Annotated in this window: 16 protein-coding genes; 11 read left to right on the top strand and 5 right to left on the bottom strand. The window is 73.2% G+C overall.

Translation table 11 applies throughout. The features are described 5' to 3' along the window. Positions 1-57 precede the first annotated feature (57 nt). Together ESG85_RS12790 and ESG85_RS36910 are read right to left on the bottom strand one after the other, a co-directional pair. Positions 58-180 carry an RICIN domain-containing protein gene (locus tag ESG85_RS12790; protein WP_128978614.1) on the bottom strand — a complete coding sequence of 41 codons (123 nt, stop codon included), beginning with the start codon at positions 178-180 and terminating at the stop codon, positions 58-60. Between the two features lie 186 nt (positions 181-366). Next, a complete protein-coding gene (locus ESG85_RS36910) occupies positions 367-567 on the bottom strand; it encodes a Scr1 family TA system antitoxin-like transcriptional regulator (protein WP_425471214.1) in 201 nt (66 codons plus the stop codon). Positions 568-638: 71 nt separating this feature from the next. Here ESG85_RS36910 and ESG85_RS12785 point away from each other — a divergent pair, with 71 nt between their 5' ends. Beyond that, positions 639-1,145, top strand: a complete 507-nt coding sequence (locus ESG85_RS12785) for an ATP-binding protein (protein WP_128978612.1) — start codon at positions 639-641, stop codon at positions 1,143-1,145. Positions 1,146-2,032: 887 nt separating this feature from the next. Beyond that, on the top strand, positions 2,033-4,282 hold the full coding sequence (locus ESG85_RS12780) for an MMPL family transporter (RefSeq protein ID WP_128978610.1): 2,250 nt from the start codon (positions 2,033-2,035) through the stop codon (positions 4,280-4,282). A 279-nt stretch (positions 4,283-4,561) separates the two neighbouring features. Here the strand turns inward: ESG85_RS12780 and ESG85_RS12775 are convergent, their stop codons facing one another. The 3 genes from ESG85_RS12775 to ESG85_RS12765 all read right to left on the bottom strand — a co-directional run bounded on the left by ESG85_RS12775 (position 4,562) and on the right by ESG85_RS12765 (position 7,335). After that, complete coding sequence (locus ESG85_RS12775) at positions 4,562-4,903, bottom strand: DUF6191 domain-containing protein (RefSeq protein ID WP_219825185.1); 342 nt, start codon at positions 4,901-4,903, stop codon at positions 4,562-4,564. A gap of 88 nt (positions 4,904-4,991) precedes the next feature. Further along, positions 4,992-6,197 (bottom strand): PQQ-dependent sugar dehydrogenase, encoded by a 1,206-nt coding sequence (locus ESG85_RS12770; protein ID WP_128978608.1) that lies wholly within the window; start codon positions 6,195-6,197, stop codon positions 4,992-4,994. 136 nt (positions 6,198-6,333) lie between these two features. Further along, entirely contained in the window at positions 6,334-7,335 is a 1,002-nt protein-coding gene (locus ESG85_RS12765; protein WP_128978605.1) for an aldo/keto reductase, read from the bottom strand. A 74-nt stretch (positions 7,336-7,409) separates the two neighbouring features. On the opposite strand from ESG85_RS12765, the gene ESG85_RS12760 reads away from it, so the two are divergent. The 9 genes from ESG85_RS12760 to ESG85_RS12705 all read left to right on the top strand — a co-directional run bounded on the left by ESG85_RS12760 (position 7,410) and on the right by ESG85_RS12705 (position 20,761). Continuing rightward, entirely contained in the window at positions 7,410-8,372 is a 963-nt protein-coding gene (locus ESG85_RS12760; RefSeq protein WP_181019022.1) for a 2-hydroxyacid dehydrogenase, read from the top strand. A gap of 775 nt (positions 8,373-9,147) precedes the next feature. Beyond that, positions 9,148-11,889, top strand: coding sequence for a putative bifunctional diguanylate cyclase/phosphodiesterase (locus tag ESG85_RS12750; RefSeq protein ID WP_246094970.1), 2,742 nt, complete (start codon positions 9,148-9,150; stop codon positions 11,887-11,889). Positions 11,890-12,130: 241 nt separating this feature from the next. After that, positions 12,131-13,984 carry an acetolactate synthase large subunit gene (locus ESG85_RS12740; RefSeq protein ID WP_128978598.1) on the top strand — a complete coding sequence of 618 codons (1,854 nt, stop codon included), beginning with the start codon at positions 12,131-12,133 and terminating at the stop codon, positions 13,982-13,984. 29 nt (positions 13,985-14,013) lie between these two features. After that, positions 14,014-14,541, top strand: coding sequence for an acetolactate synthase small subunit (gene ilvN, locus ESG85_RS12735; RefSeq protein ID WP_128978596.1), 528 nt, complete (start codon positions 14,014-14,016; stop codon positions 14,539-14,541). A 125-nt stretch (positions 14,542-14,666) separates the two neighbouring features. After that, positions 14,667-15,668, top strand: coding sequence for a ketol-acid reductoisomerase (gene ilvC, locus ESG85_RS12730; protein WP_128978594.1), 1,002 nt, complete (start codon positions 14,667-14,669; stop codon positions 15,666-15,668). 235 nt (positions 15,669-15,903) lie between these two features. Further along, complete coding sequence (gene serA / locus ESG85_RS12725) at positions 15,904-17,493, top strand: phosphoglycerate dehydrogenase (RefSeq protein ID WP_128978592.1); 1,590 nt, start codon at positions 15,904-15,906, stop codon at positions 17,491-17,493. Between the two features lie 111 nt (positions 17,494-17,604). Beyond that, the gene (locus ESG85_RS12720) at positions 17,605-18,183 is read left to right on the top strand and encodes a TetR/AcrR family transcriptional regulator (protein WP_128978589.1); all 579 of its coding nucleotides are present in this window, start codon (positions 17,605-17,607) and stop codon (positions 18,181-18,183) included. Between the two features lie 462 nt (positions 18,184-18,645). Beyond that, positions 18,646-19,593 (top strand): hypothetical protein, encoded by a 948-nt coding sequence (locus ESG85_RS12710; RefSeq protein WP_128978586.1) that lies wholly within the window; start codon positions 18,646-18,648, stop codon positions 19,591-19,593. A gap of 4 nt (positions 19,594-19,597) precedes the next feature. Beyond that, positions 19,598-20,761: a TolB-like translocation protein gene (locus ESG85_RS12705; protein WP_128978584.1), complete on the top strand. Its 1,164-nt coding sequence runs from the start codon at positions 19,598-19,600 to the stop codon at positions 20,759-20,761. Positions 20,762-20,782 lie beyond the last annotated feature (21 nt).

The following is a 20,782-nucleotide window of genomic DNA, read 5'->3' as shown; positions in this document are numbered from 1 at the left end:
CACAGAGCGGCCCCGCACCGGAAGTTCCGGTGCGGGGCCGCCGCCGTACGAGGGGGGTCAGACCCGCCAGGGGCTCCACTGCTGGTTGGCGCCGTAGTGGCAGTCCCACAGGCGGGCCGGGGCCCCGTTGTCGGTGCGCCAGTCGGCGATCTCCAGACACATGCCGCTGTTGAGGTTCACCCACCGCCGAAGAGCAGCCCGAGGGAGGCTGCAAGGACGAGCAGGCCGCGGCGGACGCGGCGGGACGAGATGCAGGACATGGCCTCTGCATTCCGTCTCGTGCGCGGTCGGTGACCGGCGGTCGACGGCATGATGGCACGCACGGGCGAGCCCGACACCCCGTTTTCGATCAAGTGTCCTGTGGCCTCAGGTCGTTGTGCCGACGAAGGCGCTCCGCGCGGCGGGGGAGACGGTGAGGACCGGGCTGGTCTCGCCGAGCTTGGAGTCCGCCTGTCGGTCGAGCCGGTCCAGCATCCGGTCCTCCGCCTCCTGCGGGGTGATCGGCGGATACAGGCAGTCGAAGACCGCGCGGGCGTATTCGGCGGTCTGGAGCAGACCGGGCGCCACCCCGTTCTGGTACGAGCAGATGCTGAGCGCCTGCGCCTCCAGCTCGATGAACTCCTGGACGAACGCCGGGTATCGCTCCTTCTTCGGCGCCTTGTCGACCGCCACCGCGAGCGCGCCGCCCGTGCTCAGGAGGGCGTCCAGCTCACCCGCGAGCCCCAGCCGCAGCGCCCGCCGCCCCTGCTCGATCGAGCCGAGGGTCTCCAGCGCCACGCACGCCTGCGCGGCCAACTGGGGCTGGGTCAGGCCCGCTTGTGGTGTGCGTGAGCGAGCTCGCCACCAACGCCCTCCGCCACGGCGTCCCGCCCGGCCGTGGCTACCGCCTCCAGTTCTCCCCGGCCCACCCCGGCCCCCTCCGCGTCGAGGTCCACGACAGCGGCGACGGCACCCCCGCCGTCCGCGAGCCCTCGGACGAGTCGGGCCGCGGCCTGCTGCTGGTCGAGGCCCTCGCCGACCGCCGGGGCGTGGGGGAGCGGAACCCCGGCAAGATCGTCTGGTGCGAGTTCGCCGCCCCGGCGGACCTCCACCTCCAGGGCGTCCGTCTCAAGGGCCCCGCGATGACGGACCCCGCGGCCCTGTGAGAGGCTCCGCTCCGCTCCGTCGCGCCCGGCGGAGCGGGGGTGGGGAAAGGGGAACACCTGTGGAAGCCACGGACTACGTCGCCCGGCTGCGCTCGCAGGCGAACGATCCGGGTCGTGAGAGGCGCTGCGGCGCGACAGGGCGGTGCGGCGCCGCAAGATCGCCCTCGGTGCCGGTGCCGGTGTGCTGGTCCTCGGCGGGTTCGGCTTCTGGCTGGCCGACGTGACGGGGGAGCGGCCGCCCTATGAGCCGTACAGTCCGCAGACGCTCGACGAGCCGATCTGGCCCGCGGAGTGGCCGTACTCCGTCCGCATGCCGTTCCGGAACTCGCCCGCGTCCCCTTGGCCGGAAGGCGCCGACGGGATCTACCTCCCCCCGGCGATGCCCTCCGGGAGGCACACCGCGAAGGACGTGTCCGCCGTCCTGGAGAACGTGAAGACGCTGCTGGCCGAGACCAACGTCTCCGACAGCACGCGCGGGACGGCAAGCTCGTCCTTGACGCCTACGCGAGCGAGGTCGCCAACCACGACTGCTCGACGCCGAAGGACGGAACCCTCCACCCGCTCTTCGCCGAGGGGCGCTGGAAGGCGGCCCAGGCGGCCAAGGGGGCCCTCGTCGACCCGTACGACCGGGCGCGGAGCCTCCCCGACGGGCCGGGACACTGCGTCACCCCGACCCGGACCTGACACGTCACCACCGTGACCTCGAGGTCACCGGCCCCGACGGACACGGGGAGGTGAGGGGGCCGATACGAGGAGGTGAGGGGCCGGAGGCCGCGGTTCCTTATGCCCCTCCGACACCCCTGTGAGGATCGCCACGAAACGGGCAAACGATCACGATTGGCTGTAACAGTGGGCGGAGTACCGACCCACCCAGGGGAGAACCTTCGTTGGCAGCCATCGCCCGGTGGTGCGTGAAGCACCGCCTCGTCGCCGTTCTGCTCTGGCTCGTCGCGCTCGGCGGGGTCGTCACCGGAGCGGCCGTCGCGGGAAGCGCGTACTCGAACGACTACGAGGTCCCCGGGACCGAGTCGGGCCGCGCCACCGCGCTCCTCGACAAGGGCTTCCCCGGCGCCGGCGGCGACACCGACACCATCGTCTGGCACACCGACCGCGGCAGCGTGCGCGCCGCCGACGTCGAGCAGCGGATGTCCGCCATGCTCAAGAAGGTCGACGCGCTGCCCGGCATCGCCTCCGTCACCTCCCCGTACGGCTCCGCCCCCGGCCAGATCAGCGAGGACGGGCGCACCGCCTACGCCGCCGTCACCTTCGACGCGCAGGCCGACGACATCCCGGAGGCCCAGGCGCGGGCCCTGGTCGACACCGCCAAGGCCGCCGCCACGGACCAGGTCCGGGTGGAGCTCGGCGGCGGCGCCGTCGCCCTCACCGAGGCGCCCGGCGGACACCTCGCGGAGGCCGTCGGCGTGGCCGTCGCCGCCGTCGTCCTCTTCCTCGCCTTCGGCTCCCTCGCCGCCTCCCTGCTGCCCATCGCGACCGCCCTGGTCAGCGTGGGCATCGCCTACTCGGGGATCGTGCTCCTCGGCCACGTCATGACGGTCGCCGACTTCGCGCCCATGCTGGGCCTGCTCATCGGGCTCGGCGTCGGCATCGACTACGCGCTGTTCATCGTCACCCGGCACCGCAAGGGGCTCAAACGCGGCCTGCCGGTCGCCGAGGCCGCCCGGATCGCCGTCGCCACCACCGGACGCGCCGTGGTCTTCGCCGGCGCCACCGTCTGCATCGCCCTGCTGGGCATGCTCATCCTGCGGCTCGGCTTCCTCAACGGCGTGGCCATCGCCGCGTCCCTGACCGTCGTCCTCACCGTCGCCGCCTCCGTCACCCTGCTGCCCGCGCTGCTGTCCCTCATCGGCATGCGCGCCCTCAGCCGCCGCGAGCGGCGGCAGCTCGCCGAGCACGGACCGCAGCCCGAACTGCCCACCGGCTTCGCCGCCCGCTGGTCCGCCTTCGTCGAACGGCACCCCAAGCTGCTCGGCGCGGTCGCCGCCGTCGTCATGGCCGTCCTCGCCCTGCCGACCTTCGCCCTCCACCTCGGCAGCTCCGACCAGGGCAACAACCCGGCCACCGCGACCACCCGCCAGGCCTACGACCTGATCGCCGACGGCTTCGGGCCCGGCACCAACGGACCGCTCACCCTGGTCGCCGAGCTCGACGGCGCCGACGACCGGGTCGCCCTCGACGCGCTCCCGGCCGCGCTCGCCCACACCCAGGGCGTGGCGTCCGTCTCGCCCGTCACGTACAACGGCGGCGGCGACACCGCCGTCCTCACCGTCGTCCCCGACTCCTCGCCCCAGTCGAAGGCCACCAGCGAGCTCGTCGACCGGCTCCGCGACGACGTCCTGCCGGCGGCCGCGGACGGCACCTCGCTCCAGGTCCACGTCGGCGGCGTCACCGCCTCCTACGACGACTTCGCCGAGATCATCGTCGGCAAGCTGCCGCTCTTCGTCGGCGTCGTGATCGCCCTCGGCTGCGTCCTGCTGCTGCTCGCCTTCCGCTCGATCGGCATCCCGCTCAAGGCCGCGCTGATGAACGTCGCCGCCGTGGCCTCCGCCTTCGGCATCGTCGTCGCGATCTTCCAGTGGGGCTGGGGCAGCGAGCTGCTCGGCCTCGGCAGCGCCGGGCCCATCGAGCCCTTCCTGCCCGTGATCATGGTCTCGGTGCTCTTCGGACTCTCCATGGACTACCAGGTCTTCCTGGTCAGCCGGATGTACGAGGAGTGGCTGGAGACCGGCGACAACCGGCGGGCGGTCCGGGTCGGCCTCGCCGAGACCAGCCGGGTGATCAACTCGGCGGCGGTCATCATGATCTCCGTCTTCCTCGCCTTCGTCCTCTCCGGCGACCGGGTCATCGCGATGTTCGGCATCGCCCTCGCCGCCGCCGTCGCCCTGGACGCCTTCGTCCTGCGCACCCTCCTCGTCCCCGCCCTCATGCACCTGCTCGGCGGCGCCAACTGGTGGCTGCCCCGCCGGCTCGACCGGCACCTGCCCCGGATCAGCATCGAGCCGCCCGAGTGCCGGGTCGCCGCCGACACCCGTGCGAAGATCGCCGCGACGATACCGGTGCAGCGGGTGGCCGTGGGCCAGGCGGAGGAGAACGAGGACGTTCGCGATACCGCCGGGTGACGACGGCGCCGAGCTGACGCCCTTCGGGTGACGACGGCGCCGAGCTGACGCCCTTCGGGTGACGGCGCCGCCGAGCTGACGCCGTTCGCGCTCCGGCAGGCCGAGGCGCTCCTGGCCCACATCGACACGAGCCGAGCCGTCGCTTCCGGCGACGCCCCGCGCAGGCCGGCGGCTCCGGCGGCTCCGGCGGAGCACGGCGGACCCGAGGAGGACGTCTTCGGCCTCACCGCTCGGCGAGCAGGACGCCCCGCGCCGGCTCGCCGAGGGGCGCACCAGCCGTCAGACCGCCGACGAGCCGTCCCCGGGCGAGCTGTTCCCGGGTGAGGAGTCGTGCGGCGAGGCGTCGTCCGCGGGCACGGCCTCCGCGGGCACGGCCTCCTCGGGCACGGCCTCCTCGGACGCGGCGTCCTGAGACGAGGCCTCGTCGGGTGAGGCGGCCTCGGACGGGGCGTCCCCGGCCTGGACGGGGACGCGTATCGTCACCTTGCCCGAGGCCAGGTCTATCGGGCCCCGGTACGGATCGCCGTCGCCCACGTCCTCCCGGGTCAGGGCGAGCCGCTGCCGCTCCTCGTCGGTGTGCTTGCGGCCCGGCGCGAAGAGCTCTTCCATCAGGTTGAACACGTGCTCCGCCTCCCTCTGAGGTGCCCGCCGATCCCGGACGGGGCTCACGACCCGCCGGCCCGCCCGGTCCGGGGGCCTGTCCGGCGGATCAGCGTCGGACAGGGCCCTCACCGACCTCCAGCCGGAGGATCCGGTCGTCACCGGACTCCGGAGTGCCCCGGGTGTCCGTCTCGCTGGTCACCAGCCACAGCCGGGAGCCGTCACCGGTCGCCAGGACCGTGCGCAGCCGCCCGTACTCACCCTTGAGGAACGCCTGCGGCTCCCCGGATCGTTCCGCACCGGAGAGCGGGATCCGCCACAGCCGTTCGCCCCGCAGACCGGCCATCCAGACCGCTCCGCGCGCGAACGCGATGCCGCTGGGCGAGGCCTCCCCGGTCCGCCACTGGGCCACCGGGTCCGTGTAGCCGTCCCGCCCGGCCCGGCCCTCCACGACCGGCCACCCGTAGTTCCGGCCCGGCTCGATCCGGTTCAGTTCGTCCCAGGTGTCCTGGCCGAACTCGGCCGCCCACAGCCGCCCGTCGCCGTCCCAGGCCAGTCCCTGGACGTTGCGGTGCCCGTACGAGTACACGACGGAGCCCGGGAACGGATTGCCCGGCGCCGGCCGGCCCTCGGGCGTCATCCGCAGGATCTTCCCGCCGAGCGAGCCCTTGTCCTGGGCGAGCCCGGTCCGGCCCGTCTCGCCGGTCCCCGCGTACAGCATCCCGTCCGGTCCGAAGGCGATCCGCCCGCCGTTGTGGACGAAGCCCTTCGGGATGCCCGTCAGGACCGGCTCCGGCGCGCCGAGCCGGTCGCCCGCCCCGCCGCCGTACCGCATCCGGACGATCCGGTTGTCCTCGTCCGCCGTCAGGTACGCGTACACCCAGCCGTCCCGCACGGCCAGGCCCATCAGGCCGCCCTCGCCGCCCGGCACCACCCCGGGCACCTCGCCCAGCGGGGTCTGCCGGCCCGTCCGCCCGTCGACCCGGGTGATCGTCCGCTCGTCGCGCGAGGAGACGAGCAGGTCACCGCCGGGCAGCCCGGCCAGGCCCCACGGCGACTTCAGGCCGTCGGTCAGCGTGCCCGCGACCCGCACCGTGCCCGCGGCGGGCGCCGGCGGCGGGGAGGCAGGCGGCGGCGAGGAGGCGGACGGGGGAGCGGAGGCGGACGGGGGAGCGGAGGCGGAGGGACCGACGGCGTCCCCGTCCCCGTCCGACGCACATCCGGCGGCCAGCAGCAGTGCGGCGACGCCCGCCACAGCGGCCACGAACCCCCGGCCCCGGCGTCCTTCGCGGTCTCGCACGTGGTTCCGAACCATGCTGCGGCCCCTTCCGGCGCGGCGGCCCCTCGTCGTGAACGCCGCTCGTCCCGATCGGGTTCCCGCCATCGGCGGCGTGAACCCGCTGCCGCCCGGCGGACCGGGGCCGGACAGGCCCCGGGCCGAAGAGGACGGCTCAGTCCCAGGATCCCCTGGCCGCCGGCAAAGCCGCGATCTCCGCGAGGTCCGTCGTGTCGAGGCGCAGGTCCGCGGCCCGCGCGTTCTCCACCGCCCAGCGTTCCCGCTTGGCGCCCGGGACCGGGATGACGTGCGGGCCGCGGGACAGCACCCAGGCCAGGGCGACCTGCGCCGGGGTGACGTCCGCGCCGTGCCGGGCCGCGATCCGGCGCAGCCCCGCCACCAGCGGCTGGTTCGCCGCCATCATCTCGGCGGTGAAGCGCGGGTGCCGGGCGCGCGGGTCGTCCGCCTCGAAGCCGCCGCCGGGCGTCAGCGTCCCGGTCAGGAACCCGCTGCCCAGCGGCATCGCCGCCAGGAAGCCGACACCGCGTGCCGCGCACCACGGCAGCAGCCGCCCCAGGGCCTCGGGCGACCAGACCGACAGCTCCGCCTCGACCGCGCTCACCGGGAAGACCTGCTGGATCCGCTCCAGCTGCCGGATCGTTCCCTCGTAGCCGCCGCCCGGCGCGCCCCGCCGGGCGGACCGGGCGTCCACGGCGCACAGACCGAGCGCGCGGACCTTGCCCGCCCGCACCAGGTCCGCCATCGCGCCCCAGGTCTCCTCCACCGGCACCTCGGGATCGGCGCGGTGCAGCTGGTACAGGTCGATCACGTCGGTCTGCAGCCGCCGCAGCGAGGCGTCGCAGGCCCTGCGGACGTACGCGGGACGGCCGTTGGCCACCATGTGCCCGTCGCCCACGAGCAGCCCGCACTTCGTCGACACGAAGGCGTCCGCCCGGCGCTCCTTCAACACCCGCCCCAGCAGCAGCTCGTTGGTGAACGGGCCGTACATGTCGGCGGTGTCCAGCAGGTTCACACCGGCGTCCAGGGCCGCGTGCACCGTCCGCAGCGAGCGGTCGCCCCGCCGTTGCGAGGCGCTGTACGCCCAGCTCATCGGCATGCATCCGAGGCCCACCGCCCCCACACCGAGCGCCGCCGCCCCGATCGTCCTGCGCTCCACCTGCCGGTACCCCTCCCTGTGCAGCCCCCAAAGTAACCAATGGCGCACGGGATTCTTCGCATAGCCTCCCGGTCATGACACTCGACGACACCGCCGCTGACGTGTGGCTTCCGATTCCCGCGGACGAGATCGACGGACTTCCCGAACCGGGCGCGTCCGGCCTGAACTACCGCTTCTGGGACGGCGGGCCGGAGTTCCCCGCCGATCCCGCCCGCTGCGCCTTCTACGTCGTGCCGTACATGAAGGGCGAGGAGGTCGCCGTACGGCCGCTCGGCGGCATGGCCTCGGTGAGGATCGTGCAGACCCTCTCCGCGGGCGTCGACCACGTCACCCCCGGCATCGGCCTGCTGCGCCCCGGCGTGCGCCTGTGCAACGCGAGGGGCGTGCACGAGGCCAGCACGGCCGAGCTGACGCTCGCGCTCGTCCTCGCCTCGCTGCGCGGCATCCCCGGCTTCGTGCGCGGCCAGGACGCCGAGGAGTGGCGGGCCGGCTTCTACCCGGCGCTCGCCGACAAGTCCGTGCTGATCGTGGGCTACGGATCGATCGGCGCGGCCATCGAGGACCGGCTCGCGCCCTTCGAGTGCGCGCGGGTGACGCGCGTCGCGCGCTCGGCGCGCACCACCGTTCACGGTCCGGTCCACCCGCTCACGGGGCTGCCCGCGCTGCTGCCCGAGGCCGACGTGGTGGTGCTCTCCACGCCGCTCACGCCCCAGACCCGTCACCTGGCCGACGCCGGCTTCCTCGCCCGGATGAAGGACGGCGCCCTGCTCGTCAACGTGGCGCGCGGCCCGGTCGTGGACACCACCGCGCTCCTGAAGGAGGTGGAGAGCGGCCGGATCACCGCGGCGCTCGACGTCACCGACCCGGAGCCGCTGCCCGCCGGACACCCGCTCTGGCACGCTCCCGGCGTGCTGATCAGCCCTCATGTGGGCGGCTCCACCTCGGCGTTCATGCCGCGCGCCAAGCGGCTGATCGCGGCGCAGGTCACCCGCTTCGCGGCGGGCGAGGAGCCGGCGAACGTGGTGCTGACCACCTGAGCCGGCGCCGGAGGGCGTGCGCCCCCGAACGCGCTCCTCACAAGCCCCCTGTCCGTCACGGAGAGTACTGTGACCCTGTCCCTGAGTGACGATCCTGGTGTATGGTCCCGGAGCGGGGGACTGCGTCGAGAACGGGCAGACGCTGGGGAGCGAAGTGACGGGACATCAGATTCCGAGGGGGGCGACGGGTGAAGCACGGCCGGGCGTCCCACGATCCGACGCGGCGGTGCCGCCGGCCATCCCCGCGCGCCTCACAGCCGCCCTGCCGGACCGGCCCGTCCCGGACCAGCCCGACCGCACGTCCGGGGCCGACCGCACGTCCGGGGCCGACCGTGCCTCCCGGGCCGACCGTGCCTCCGTGTCCGGCGGTCCACCGCCGGTCGCGCCCGGACCCGACCGTGTCGCCGAGCCGGGCGCCGTGGCCGCACCCGTACCCGTGCCGCGCGCGGGTGACGGCCCGCCCGGCGGGGGCGGCGGACGGGGTGCCGGTGGCGGCGGGGCGCCGCCCGGGGATTCCGCGCCCGACAGCCTCTGCGGGCGGCACGACGAGGTCTCCGGCGGCTGCGGCGGGCACGAGGCGGCCGCGTCGGACCGGTCGCGGACCGGGTTCGCCGGCCAGTCCGCGCACGAGCATCCCGGCGAGGCCCCGGAGGAAGCGGTGACCACCGGCACGCTCGCCCGGCGGCGGCCCGTCGCGGCCGGCGGGCCTGGGCCGCGGGCCCGCACCGGCGCACCCGGGCAGCCGGGGCCGGGCCAGGACGGGGCAGTCGCCCAGATCGGCCTCGGTCTCCTCTGCGGCGGATACGCCACCGGCGCCGCCCTCGGCTGGGGATCCGAGCAACTCGCCCTCGTCATGGGTGACTTCGGCCTCAGTGCCGCCGCGCTCGCCGCCGCCGTCTCCTGCTTCCGCTACGCCCGGGGCCACGGGCACGGCTTCCGCCACGCCTGGTACCTCTTCGCCTTCTCGTCGTTCATGGCCGCCGCGGGCAACGCCGTCTGGGGCTGGTACGAGGTCGTGCTCCGCCGGGAGGTGCCGAGCCCCTCCGTCGCCGACCTGTGCTTCCTGCTCTTCGCGCCGCCCGCCATCGTCGGCCTGCTCGTCCTCGCCAAGAAGCCCGTGACCCGCGCCGGCTGGGTCTGTCTGGCCCTCGACGCCTGGCTGATCGGCGGCTCCCTGCTGACCCTGTCCTGGAGCCTCGCCCTCGCCCACACCGCGTACGTGCCGGGCGAGAGCGTGGCCCGGGCGGCGCTCTCGCTCGCGTATCCGCTGCTCGACATCGTGCTCGTCAGCATGGTCCTGGCGCTGCACTTCCGCCGCTCCCACATCAACCGCTCCGCGATCAACACCGCCATCGCCGCCCTCGCGCTCACCGTGCTGTGCGACGCGCTGTTCACCTCGCCCCTGCTGCGCGAGCACTACAGCTCGGGCCAGCTCCTCGACGCCGGCTGGTTCGCGGGCTCGCTGCTGCTCGCCTACGCGCCCTGGGGCGTGCGACGGCACGCCGAACCGCCGCCCCCCGCCGTCCGCGCCCGGCAGCCCCACAGCCGCCCGCTCGCCGGGTCGCTCGCCGCCCTCACGCCGTACCTCGCGGCCGCGGTCTGCACGCTCGGCATCCTGTACAACGTCGTCGAGGGACGCAGAGTGGACCGCGTCGTCGTCCTCACCGGCTGCACGGTCGTTCTCGCGCTGGTCGTCCGCCAGGGCATCATGCTGCTCGACAACATCGCCCTCACCCACGAACTGGCCCAGAAGGAGAACCACTTCAGGTCCCTCGTGCAGGGTTCGAGCGACGTCATCATGATCGCCGCCCCCACCGGGATACTCCGCTACGTCAGCCCCGCCGCCGCCGGAGTGTACGGCCGCGAGGCGGAGGAGCTGATCGGGTCCGAACTGGCCTCGCTGATCCACCCCGAGGACCTGGGCGCCGTCGTGCACGAGGTGCGCCGCTTCCTGGCCGCGCCGCCGTCCGAGGAGCCCACCACGCGGATCGAGTGCCGCTTCCGGTCCGGCCGCGGCGACTGGCTCAACGTCGAGTCCACCGTCAACCGCCACCAGGGCGGCCTGATCTTCAACAGTCGTGACGTGACCGAACGCGTGCGCCTCCAGGCCCAGTTGCGGCACAACGCGGAGCACGACCCGCTCACCGACCTGCCCAACCGGGCCCTGTTCACCGAGCGGGTGCGCGCGGCCCTGAGCGGCCGCCGGGCCTCCGACCCGGGCACCGCCGTGCTCTTCATCGACCTCGACGGCTTCAAGGCCGTCAACGACCGGCTCGGGCACCAGGCGGGCGACGAGCTGCTCGTCCAGGCCGCGCGCCGGCTCCACGACTCCGTACGGGCCGGCGACACCGCGGCCCGGCTCGGCGGCGACGAGTTCGCCGCGCTCATCCTCGGCGACGGCGGCCGTGACCGGGCCGAACGGGAGCGCCGGGTGCACGAGATCGCCGACCGGCTGCGGCGCACGCTCTCCCAGCCGTACCGCGTCGACGGCGGCGAGGTGCGGGTCGCCGCCTCCATCGGCGTGGCCTTCGCCGAGCCCGGCATCGGCGTGGGCGACCTGCTGCGCAACGCCGACCTGGCCATGTACCGGGCCAAGGCCGGCGGCAAGGACCGGGTCGAGCTCTACGCCCCGCAGATGCAGGCCGAGGTGGTCCGGCGCACCGAGCTGGCCGCCCGGCTGCGGACCGCGCTGCACGACGGCGAGTTCGCCCTGCTGCACCAGCCCGTGGTGGACCTGGGCACCGGCCGGATCGCGGCCGTCGCCGCGCAGGCCCGCTGGCGCTCCGCCCAGGGCATCCTCTTCACCCCGGCCGAGTTCCTGCGGGCCGCGGACGACGGCGAGCGCACCGCCGAGCTGGGCCGCTGGCTCCTGGAGGAGGCCGTGGAGCAGGCCGCCGAACGGGCCGGAACCGGCCACCGCACGCCGGTGACCGTCCGGGTCTCCGCGCGCCGCCTGCTGGACCGCTCCATGCCGCTCGGCTCCGTCGAGTCGCTGCTCACCCGGCACGGGCTGCCCTCGGGTTCCCTGATCCTCGAGCTGGCCGACAGCGACCCCCGGGACCCGAGGGTCTCCTTCGACGAGCTGGAGCAGCGGCTGGCCGCGCTGCGCCGGCTGGGCGTGCGGATCGCGCTCGACGGGTTCGGCAGCGGACACGCCGCCATCAACGCCCTCCGGAGGCTTCCGGTCGACATACTGAAGCTGGACCGGGGCCTGGTCGAGGGCATCGTGGAATCGGCCAGACTGCGGAAGATCACCAGCGGGCTGCTGAGGATCGCGGGCGACCTCGGGATGCAGTCCGTGGCCGACGGCGTGGACATGCCCGAGCAGGTCATCGCCCTGCGTTCCATGGGCTGCACCCACGGGCAGGGCATGGCCTTCTCGGGGCCGCTGGACGAGTACCGGCTGCGCCGCGCCCTGGTGCGGGACGAGTACCCGCTGCCCGGCGAGGTGGCGTTGACCGGCGGAAACCGTCCCCCGTCCCGTTCACATTCTGAGACTCCCGTCCCACCCACTTGACACTGACCGTGCGTCGGGGGGAGGGTCAGTGCCATGCGCACCCGAATTCTCGTACTTGGACAGCGCGTCGGCTGAGGCAGGCCCGGTAGAAGGCCCGCCTGAAACGCACCCGACGCGCTCCCCTCGCTTGCCTCCCGGCACGAGGGGTTTTTTGTTGCACCGAATCAACGCAAAATCGACGTAAACCCTCGCAAAACGCCTCGCACACCACCTCGCACAAACCCTCTGCTTCGAGAAGAGAATGCTGATGACCGAGCAGGCCACCGGGCACCATCCGCAGCCGCGGACCCGTAGCGGCGCACAGCCCGCCACCACCGTCGAGCACGTCACGGGTGCGCAGTCCCTCATTCGCTCTCTCGAGGAAGTGGGCGCCGACACCGTCTTCGGCATCCCCGGCGGCGCGATCCTCCCGGCGTACGACCCGATGATGGACTCGACGCGGGTCCGCCACATCCTGGTCCGCCACGAGCAGGGCGCCGGACACGCCGCCACCGGCTACGCGCAGGCCACCGGCAAGGTCGGCGTCTGCATGGCGACCTCGGGACCGGGCGCCACCAACCTGGTCACCCCGATCGCCGACGCCCACATGGACTCCGTCCCGCTGGTCGCGATCACCGGCCAGGTCGCCTCCAAGGCGATCGGCACGGACGCCTTCCAGGAGGCGGACATCTGCGGCATCACGATGCCCATCACCAAGCACAACTTCCTGGTCACCAGGGCCGAGGACATTCCGCGGACGATCGCCGAGGCCTTCCACATCGCCGCCACCGGCCGCCCCGGCCCGGTCCTGGTCGACATCGCCAAGGACGCCCTCCAGGCGAAGACCACCTTCAGCTGGCCGCCGCAGACCGACCTGCCCGGCTACCGCCCGGTCACCAAGCCCCACGCCAAGCAGATCCGCGAGGCCGCCAAGCTGATCACCGCCGCCAGGCGGCCCGTCCTGTACGTCGGCGGCGGCGTCATCAAGGCCGGCGCCACGGCCGAGCTGAAGGTCCTCGCGGAGCTGACCGGCGCGCCGGTCACCACCACCCTGATGGCCCTGGGCGCCTTCCCCGACAGCCACCCGCTGCACGTGGGCATGCCCGGCATGCACGGTGCGGTCACCGCCGTCACCGCGCTGCAGAAGGCCGACCTGATCGTCGCCCTCGGCGCCCGCTTCGACGACCGCGTCACCGGCAAGCTGGACAGCTTCGCCCCGTACGCCAAGGTCGTCCACGCCGACATCGACCCGGCCGAGATCGGCAAGAACCGCACCGCCGACGTCCCGATCGTCGGCGACGCCCGCGAGGTCATCGCCGACCTGGTCCAGGCGGTCCAGGCCGAGCACAGCGAGGGCAACAAGGGCGACTACGCGGCCTGGTGGAGCGACCTCAACCGCTGGCGCGAGACCTACCCGCTCGGCTACGACCTGCCCGAGGACGGCAGCCTGTCGCCGCAGCAGGTCATCCAGCGCGTCGGCGCCCTCGCCCCCGAGGGCACGATCTTCGCCGCCGGCGTCGGCCAGCACCAGATGTGGGCCGCCCACTTCATCGACTACGAGAACCCGCGCACCTGGCTGAACTCCGGCGGCGCCGGAACGATGGGCTACGCGGTCCCGGCCGCCATGGGCGCCAAGGCCGGCGCGCCGGACCGCCCGGTCTGGGCGATCGACGGCGACGGCTGCTTCCAGATGACCAACCAGGAACTGGTCACCTGCGCCCTCAACAACATCCCGATCAAGGTCGCCATCATCAACAACGGCGCCCTCGGCATGGTCCGCCAGTGGCAGACCCTGTTCTACAACCAGCGCTACTCCAACACGGTGCTGCACTCCGGCCCGGACGACGTCAACCCGGAGGCGCGGGGCACCCGCATCCCGGACTTCGTCAAGCTGTCCGAGGCCATGGGCTGTGTCGCCCTGCGCTGCGAGGACCCGGCCGACCTCGACAAGGTCATCGAGGAGGCCAACGCCATCAACGACCGCCCGGTCGTGATCGACTTCATCGTCCACGAGGACGCCCAGGTCTGGCCGATGGTCGCCGCCGGCACCTCCAACGACGAGGTCATGGCCGCGCGGGGCGTCCGCCCCGACTTCGGCGACGGCGAAGACGACTGAGACGAAGAGCGAAGGAAGAGACCCACACCATGTCCACCAAGCACACGCTCTCCGTCCTGGTCGAGAACACGCCCGGCATCCTCGCCAGGATCGCCGCCCTCTTCTCCCGGCGCGGCTTCAACATCGACTCGCTCGCCGTCGGCGTGACCGAGCACCCCGACATCTCCCGCATCACCATCGTGGTCAGTGTCGAGGACCTGCCGCTGGAGCAGGTGACCAAGCAGCTCAACAAGCTGGTCAACGTCCTGAAGATCGTCGAACTCGAGCCCAGCGCCGCGATCCAGCGCGAGCTCGTCCTGGTGAAGGTCCGCGCCGACAACGAGACCCGCTCCCAGATCGTCGAGATCGTCCAGCTGTTCCGCGCCAAGACCGTGGACGTCTCGCCCGAGGCCGTCACCATCGAGGCCACCGGATCGAGTGACAAGCTGGAGGCGATGCTCAAGATGCTGGAGCAGTTCGGCATCAAGGAGCTCGTCCAGTCCGGCACGATCGCCATAGGGCGTGGCGCCCGGTCCATCACGGACCGTTCGCTGCGCGCCCTCGACCGCAGCGCCTGACAGCAGTCCGCAGGCGACGGCGGACCGCGGGTCCACTCCCCGGTCCGCCTGTCGAGACCCGAAAACTTCACTCCCGCACCCCGCCGTACGGTGGGAGCAACACCAGCACCTCAAGGAGATTCCCAGTGGCCGAGCTGTTCTACGACGACGACGCCGACCTGTCCATCATCCAGGGCCGCAAGGTCGCGGTGATCGGATACGGCAGCCAGGGCCACGCCCACGCGCTGTCGCTCCGTGACTCGGGTGTCGACGTGCGTGTCGGTCTGCACGAGGGCTCCAAGTCCAAGGCCAAGGCCGAGGAGCAGGGCCTGCGCGTGGTCTCGCCGGCCGAGGCCGCGGCCGAGGCCGACCTCATCATGATCCTGATCCCGGACCCGATCCAGGCCAAGGTCTACGAGGAGTCGATCGCCCCGAACCTGAAGGACGGCGACGCCCTCTTCTTCGCCCACGGCTTCAACGTCCGCTTCGGCTTCATCAAGCCCCCGGCCGGCGTCGACGTCGCGCTGGTCGCCCCGAAGGGCCCGGGCCACCTGGTCCGCCGCCAGTACGAGGAGGGCCGCGGCGTCCCCGCGATCGCGGCCGTCGAGCAGGACGCCACCGGCAACGCCTTCGCGCTGGCCCTGTCGTACGCCAAGGCCATCGGCGGCACCCGTGCCGGCGTCATCAAGACGACCTTCACCGAGGAGACCGAGACCGACCTCTTCGGCGAGCAGGCCGTCCTCTGCGGTGGCGCCAGCGCCCTGGTGAAGGCGGGCTTCGAGACCCTGGTCGAGGCCGGCTACCAGCCGGAGATCGCGTACTTCGAGTGCCTCCACGAGCTGAAGCTGATCGTGGACCTCATGTACGAGGGCGGCCTGGAGAAGATGCGCTGGTCCGTCTCCGAGACGGCCGAGTGGGGCGACTACATCACCGGCCCGCGCGTCATCACCGACGCCACCAAGGCCGAGATGAAGAAGGTCCTCGCGGAGATCCAGGACGGCACCTTCGCCAAGAACTGGATGGACGAGTACCACGGCGGTCTGAAGAAGTACAACGAGTACAAGACCCAGGACGAGCAGCACCTCCTGGAGACCACCGGCAAGGAGCTGCGCAAGCTCATGAGCTGGGTGAACGACGAGGAGGCGTAAGCCTCCCGGCGCGGGGCCGGACACACCGTCCGGCCCCGCGCCACATCGTTGGACAGCCCGTCCAACCACGGACGGGTGATCCTTCCAACGAGGCGTACGACTCGCGTCGACGCACCACTACACTGCTCAACAACATCGCGTCTGGCCCACAGCGTCGTGCGCTTCCACGCGGCAAGCCCCCTCCACCGCTGCGGCCGTCGGGACGGCCGTCCGCACTGCCTTTGTGAGGACTCACGTGAGCTCGAAACCCGTCGTACTCATCGCTGAAGAGCTGTCGCCCGCCACCGTCGACGCACTGGGACCGGACTTCGAGATCCGGCACTGCAACGGCGCCGACCGCGCCGAGCTGCTCCCCGCCATCGCCGACGTCGACGCCATCCTGATCCGCTCGGCGACCAAGGTCGACGCGGAGGCCATCGCCGCCGCGAAGAAGCTCCGGGTCGTCGCCCGTGCCGGTGTCGGCCTGGACAACGTGGACGTCTCCGCCTCCACCAAGGCCGGCGTCATGGTCGTGAACGCCCCGACCTCCAACATCGTCACCGCCGCCGAGCTCGCCTGCGGTCTGCTCGTCGCCACCGCGCGCAACATCCCGCAGGCCAACACCGCGCTGAAGAACGGCGAGTGGAAGCGCTCCAAGTACACGGGCGTCGAGCTCAGCGAGAAGACCCTCGGCGTCGTCGGCCTCGGCCGCATCGGCGTCCTGGTCGCCCAGCGCATGTCCGCCTTCGGCATGAAGATCGTCGCGTACGACCCCTACGTGCAGCCGGCCCGCGCCGCCCAGATGGGCGTGAAGCTGCTGTCCCTGGACGAGCTCCTCGAGGTCGCCGACTTCATCACCGTCCACCTGCCGAAGACCCCGGAGACCCTCGGTCTCATCGGCGACGAGGCGCTGCACAAGGTCAAGCCGTCCGTCCGCATCGTCAACGCCGCCCGCGGCGGGATCGTGGACGAGGCCGCCCTCTACTCCGCCCTCAAGGAGGGCCGGGTCGCCGGCGCCGGTCTCGACGTGTACGCGAAGGAGCCCTGCACGGACTCCCCGCTGTTCGAGCTCGACCAGGTCGTCTGCACCCCGCACCTCGGCGCGTCCACCGACGAGGCGCAGGAGAAGGCCGGCATCGCCGTCGCCCGCTCGGTGCGCCTGGCGCTCGCCGGCGAGCTGGTCCCGGACGCGGTCAACGTCCAGGGCGGCGTCATCGCCGAGGACGTGAAGCCGGGTCTGCCGCTGGCCGAGAAGCTCGGCCGGATCTTCACCGCGCTCGCCGGCGAGGTCGCGGCCCGTCTCGACGTCGAGGTGTACGGCGAGATCACCCAGCACGACGTGAAGGTGCTCGAACTCTCCGCGCTCAAGGGCGTGTTCGAGGACGTGGTCGACGAGACCGTGTCGTACGTCAACGCCCCGCTGTTCGCGCAGGAGCGCGGCGTCGAGGTGCGCCTGACCACCAGCTCCGAGTCGCCCGACCACCGCAACATGGTCACCGTGCGCGGCACGCTCGCCAGCGGCCAGGAGGTCTCGGTCTCCGGCACCCTCGCGGGCCCGAAGCACCTGCAGAAGATCGTCGCGGTCGGCGAGTACGACGTGGACCTGGCCCTCGCCGACCACATGGTGGTGCTGCGCTACGAGGACCGTCCGGGCGTCGTCGGCACGGTCGGCCGGATCCTCGGCGAGGCCGGTCTGAACATCGCGGGCATGCAGGTCTCCCGCACGAACGAGGGCGGCGAGGCGGTGGTCGTGCTGACCGTCGACGAGACCGTCCCGGCGAACGTCCTGTCGGAGATCGCCGAGGAGATCGGCGCGGCCTCGGCCCGCTCCGTCAACCTGGTCTGATCCGCCGGGCGGCCCGGTCCGCTCCGGGCGCCGCCCGCCCGCTCGCACCCCGTACCCGGTCACTGGACATCCGTCTTACACGGTTGTCTAGCGGCCGGGTACAGTGCTGTCATGGGACACAAGGAAGACCTGCTCGAAGGCGCCAAGCGCTGCCTCCTGGAGAAGGGCTACGCCCGCACCACCGCCCGTGACGTGGTGGCCGCTTCGGGCACCAACCTGGCCTCCATCGGCTACCACTACGGCTCCAAGGACGCCCTGCTCCAGCAGGCGTTCCTGGCGCTGACCGAGGAGTGGGGCGACCAGGCCGGCGCGGCGGGCGCCGAGGGCGGTGCGGCGCTGCCGGCCGACCCGTACGAGCGCTTCCACGCCGTCTGGGAGCAGGTCATCGCCGCGGCCGGGCCGAGCCGGCCGGTCTGGAAGCTGCAGACCGAGGTCGTCACCCGCATCGACGACGACGAGAAGCTCCGCGAGGCCATCAAGGAACCGCAGCGGCAGGGCCGCCTCGGCATGGCCCAGGGCTTCCTCGGCGTCGACCCGGAGGAGGACCCCGAGAAGGCCAGGGTGGCCGGCCTGCTCTGCCAGGCCCTGGCGACCGGCGTGATGGTCCAGTGGCTGGTCGACCCGGAGACGGCGCCGACGGCGGACGACCTGACGGCGGGGCTCAAGGTGCTGATGGGGGCGGACGGCTGACCCCAACCTGCCGTGGCGGGGGCCGAGTTGTCTAGGGTGGACGGTCCGTGCAGCTCGACCTGCTCCGACCTCGGATGCCCTGACAGGGAGGCCCCGATGCCAGCGTCCCCGCCGCCGGAATTACCCCGGGACTCGTCGCCGGACGCGCCGCCGAGCGCACCGCCTCCGGCTCCGGCCGGGGCTCCCCGGTCAGGCCGGGCTCCGGCCGGGGATCCCGCGCCGTCACAGAGCCCCGGGCCGTCACAGAGCCCCGGGCCGTCACAGAGCCCCGGGCCGTCACCGGCCACCGGGCCTGAGCCCGCGTCCGCCGCACCTCGCCCGCCGGCGGCACCCGCATCCGCGCCCACGACGCCGCCCGTCACCGCGCCCCCGGCTCCCGCATCCGCGCCCCCGGCTCCCGCCACCGCGCCCCCGGCGCCGCCGGCCGAGCCGTCGTCCCTGGCCCTGGCCGTTGACGCGCACGTGGGCGGGACGGCGCATCTGACGCCGCGCAAGCGGCTGAAGGCCGTCGCCTGGTTCCTCGCCGGTGCGGCGGTGCTGGGCGCGCTGGCGTACGGCGGGTCCTTCGTCCTGGACCGGCTGACGCAGCCCAGCCGGGCGGAGCAGGACCAGCGGACCCAGGAGGACCTGGACCGGGCGGAGGCCCCGTTCACGGCCGGGGTCGACTACGACGACACCCCGCCCGGCCCCTGGAAGGTCGTCCTCGACCGCCCGCTGACGGCGGCCGAGCAGCGCAGGATCGCCGCCATGAGGGACCCCGGCGCCGCCCGCGAGTACCTCACGTCCCTCGGCGGGCGCACGCTCCGCTTCCCCGCCGCGTTCGAACGCCGCACGGACCTGGCGATGACGTACTACCCGCGCGACGCGACCGTCCTCCACGTCAACCTGTTCAGCAAGCGGCAGACCCAGCTGACGATCACGGCGATGGAGGCCGTGAACGTCTCCTGCCGACCGCCCACGGCCCGGACCGTCCTGGTCCTCCCGCCCCAGGGCGGCGCGGCCTATGACGGCGTGCTGTTCGACCTCGGGAAACCGGGCGCCGTCCCGATCATCACCGACGAGGGCGACGACCAGGGCCGGCCGTACTTCGGGCCCCGGAAGATCGACCTGGGCGACGGCGCCTCGCCCGGCGGGCTCCGCGTCGAGGCGGTCGCCAAGGGGGAGTCCTGCACCTGGGAGATCAAGGCCAAGTACCGGGACGCGTACCAGAGTTTCGGTTCGGTGATCCTCAAGGACGGCACGAAGCCCTTCTTCGCGGAGGCGGCGCCGGACCGGCCCGAACAGCTCTGGTACTGGGAGGCCTCCCGGCCGAACGGGCAGCAGTGGGTGCCGTGCCACCGGAAGCCGGCCGAAAGCGTCTGCGACGAATGGCGCCGGCTGCGGGCCGAGGCCCGTGCGGACCAGGGGTGATCGCATGACCGGGAGCCGGACCCGGGCGGTGCTCGCGGCCGCCGCCCTCCTCGCCGTCGTGACGGGCTGCACCGCCCGGCCCGCCGCGGACCCCGCCGCCCGCACCCCGACGCCCCGGGCCGCGCCGGGGCCCTGGGGCAGGGACCGGGTGGTGTCCGCGGAGTGCCTGAAGGGCGCGCGGTACGTCGCGGTCCGGGTCCAGTCATGGGACCCGGGCAGCTGGAAGCCGGTCGCCGAGCGGCTCTTCGACGTCCCCGAGTCCGTCGCCTTCTGGCAGGAGCCGGGCAAGGAGGCCGTGCTGACACCGCTGTTCGACCTGTGCCGGGAGAACCCCACGGACGCCGTGTACACCTCCGACGCCCTCGAACGCGTCGTGCCCCGCGTCCGGGCCGTCTTCGACCGGGACTTCACCAGGATGGCCGTGGTCCTGCGGACTTCCGACGGCCGGGGCACGCACGTCGGCTTCGTGGACGCGAAGGGGCTGACCGACCTCACCGCGCGGGACGCGCGCCCGGGAGCGAGCCGACGGGAGCAGAACGCCGTCCTCGCACCCGACGGCAGCCGCGTCTGGTTCACCTACGAGACCGCGGACGGCCGGGCCAGGATCGGCAGCCGCTCCGTCACCGGCGGCGCCGCCCTCCGCGACGAGGGGCCGGCCGCCGCCGCGAACCTGCCGCTCGTCGTCCTGGACGGGCCGCCGGCCCGCGCCGTCCAGGCGGAGATGGTGCACGTGTCCCCGGACGGGCGCCGCATCACGGCGGCGACCGAGGGCGGCGGTCCGGCGCTGCTCGACGTCCCGGCCCGGTCCACCGCGCTGACGGAGGCCGCCGCCGGTCGCCCCGGGGGCCTCGGCGCGTGCCTGCACGCGGTCGGCTGGTCGGCGCAGGACCGGCTGCTGTGCCGCACGCGGACGGGCGCGTTCCGGACCTTCGGCACCGCGCCGGGCGCCGGACCCGGGCCCGTCCTGACGGTGGCCGGCGGCGCAGGCGGCGAGGGGCTCGTCGTCTCCCCGGACGGCAGCCGCTTCCTCCTCGTCCAGCACCCGCCCGGCGATCCGTACGCCGGCTTCCGGGGGTTCCGGGTGGCGGGTACGGAACCGGGCGCACCCTCCGTGAAGGTGCCGGCCGAAGCCCTGAACGGCCACAGCCTGTTCCTCGAATGGCGCTGAGCCGCCCGGCGGACCTCGGCC

Origin of the sequence: Streptomyces roseicoloratus, assembly GCF_004117935.1 — a bacterium.
In the GTDB taxonomy this organism is placed as follows: domain Bacteria; phylum Actinomycetota; class Actinomycetes; order Streptomycetales; family Streptomycetaceae; genus Streptomyces; species Streptomyces roseicoloratus.
Note: the sequence above shows the minus strand (reverse complement) of the source record. Positions and strands in the feature narration are given on the sequence as shown.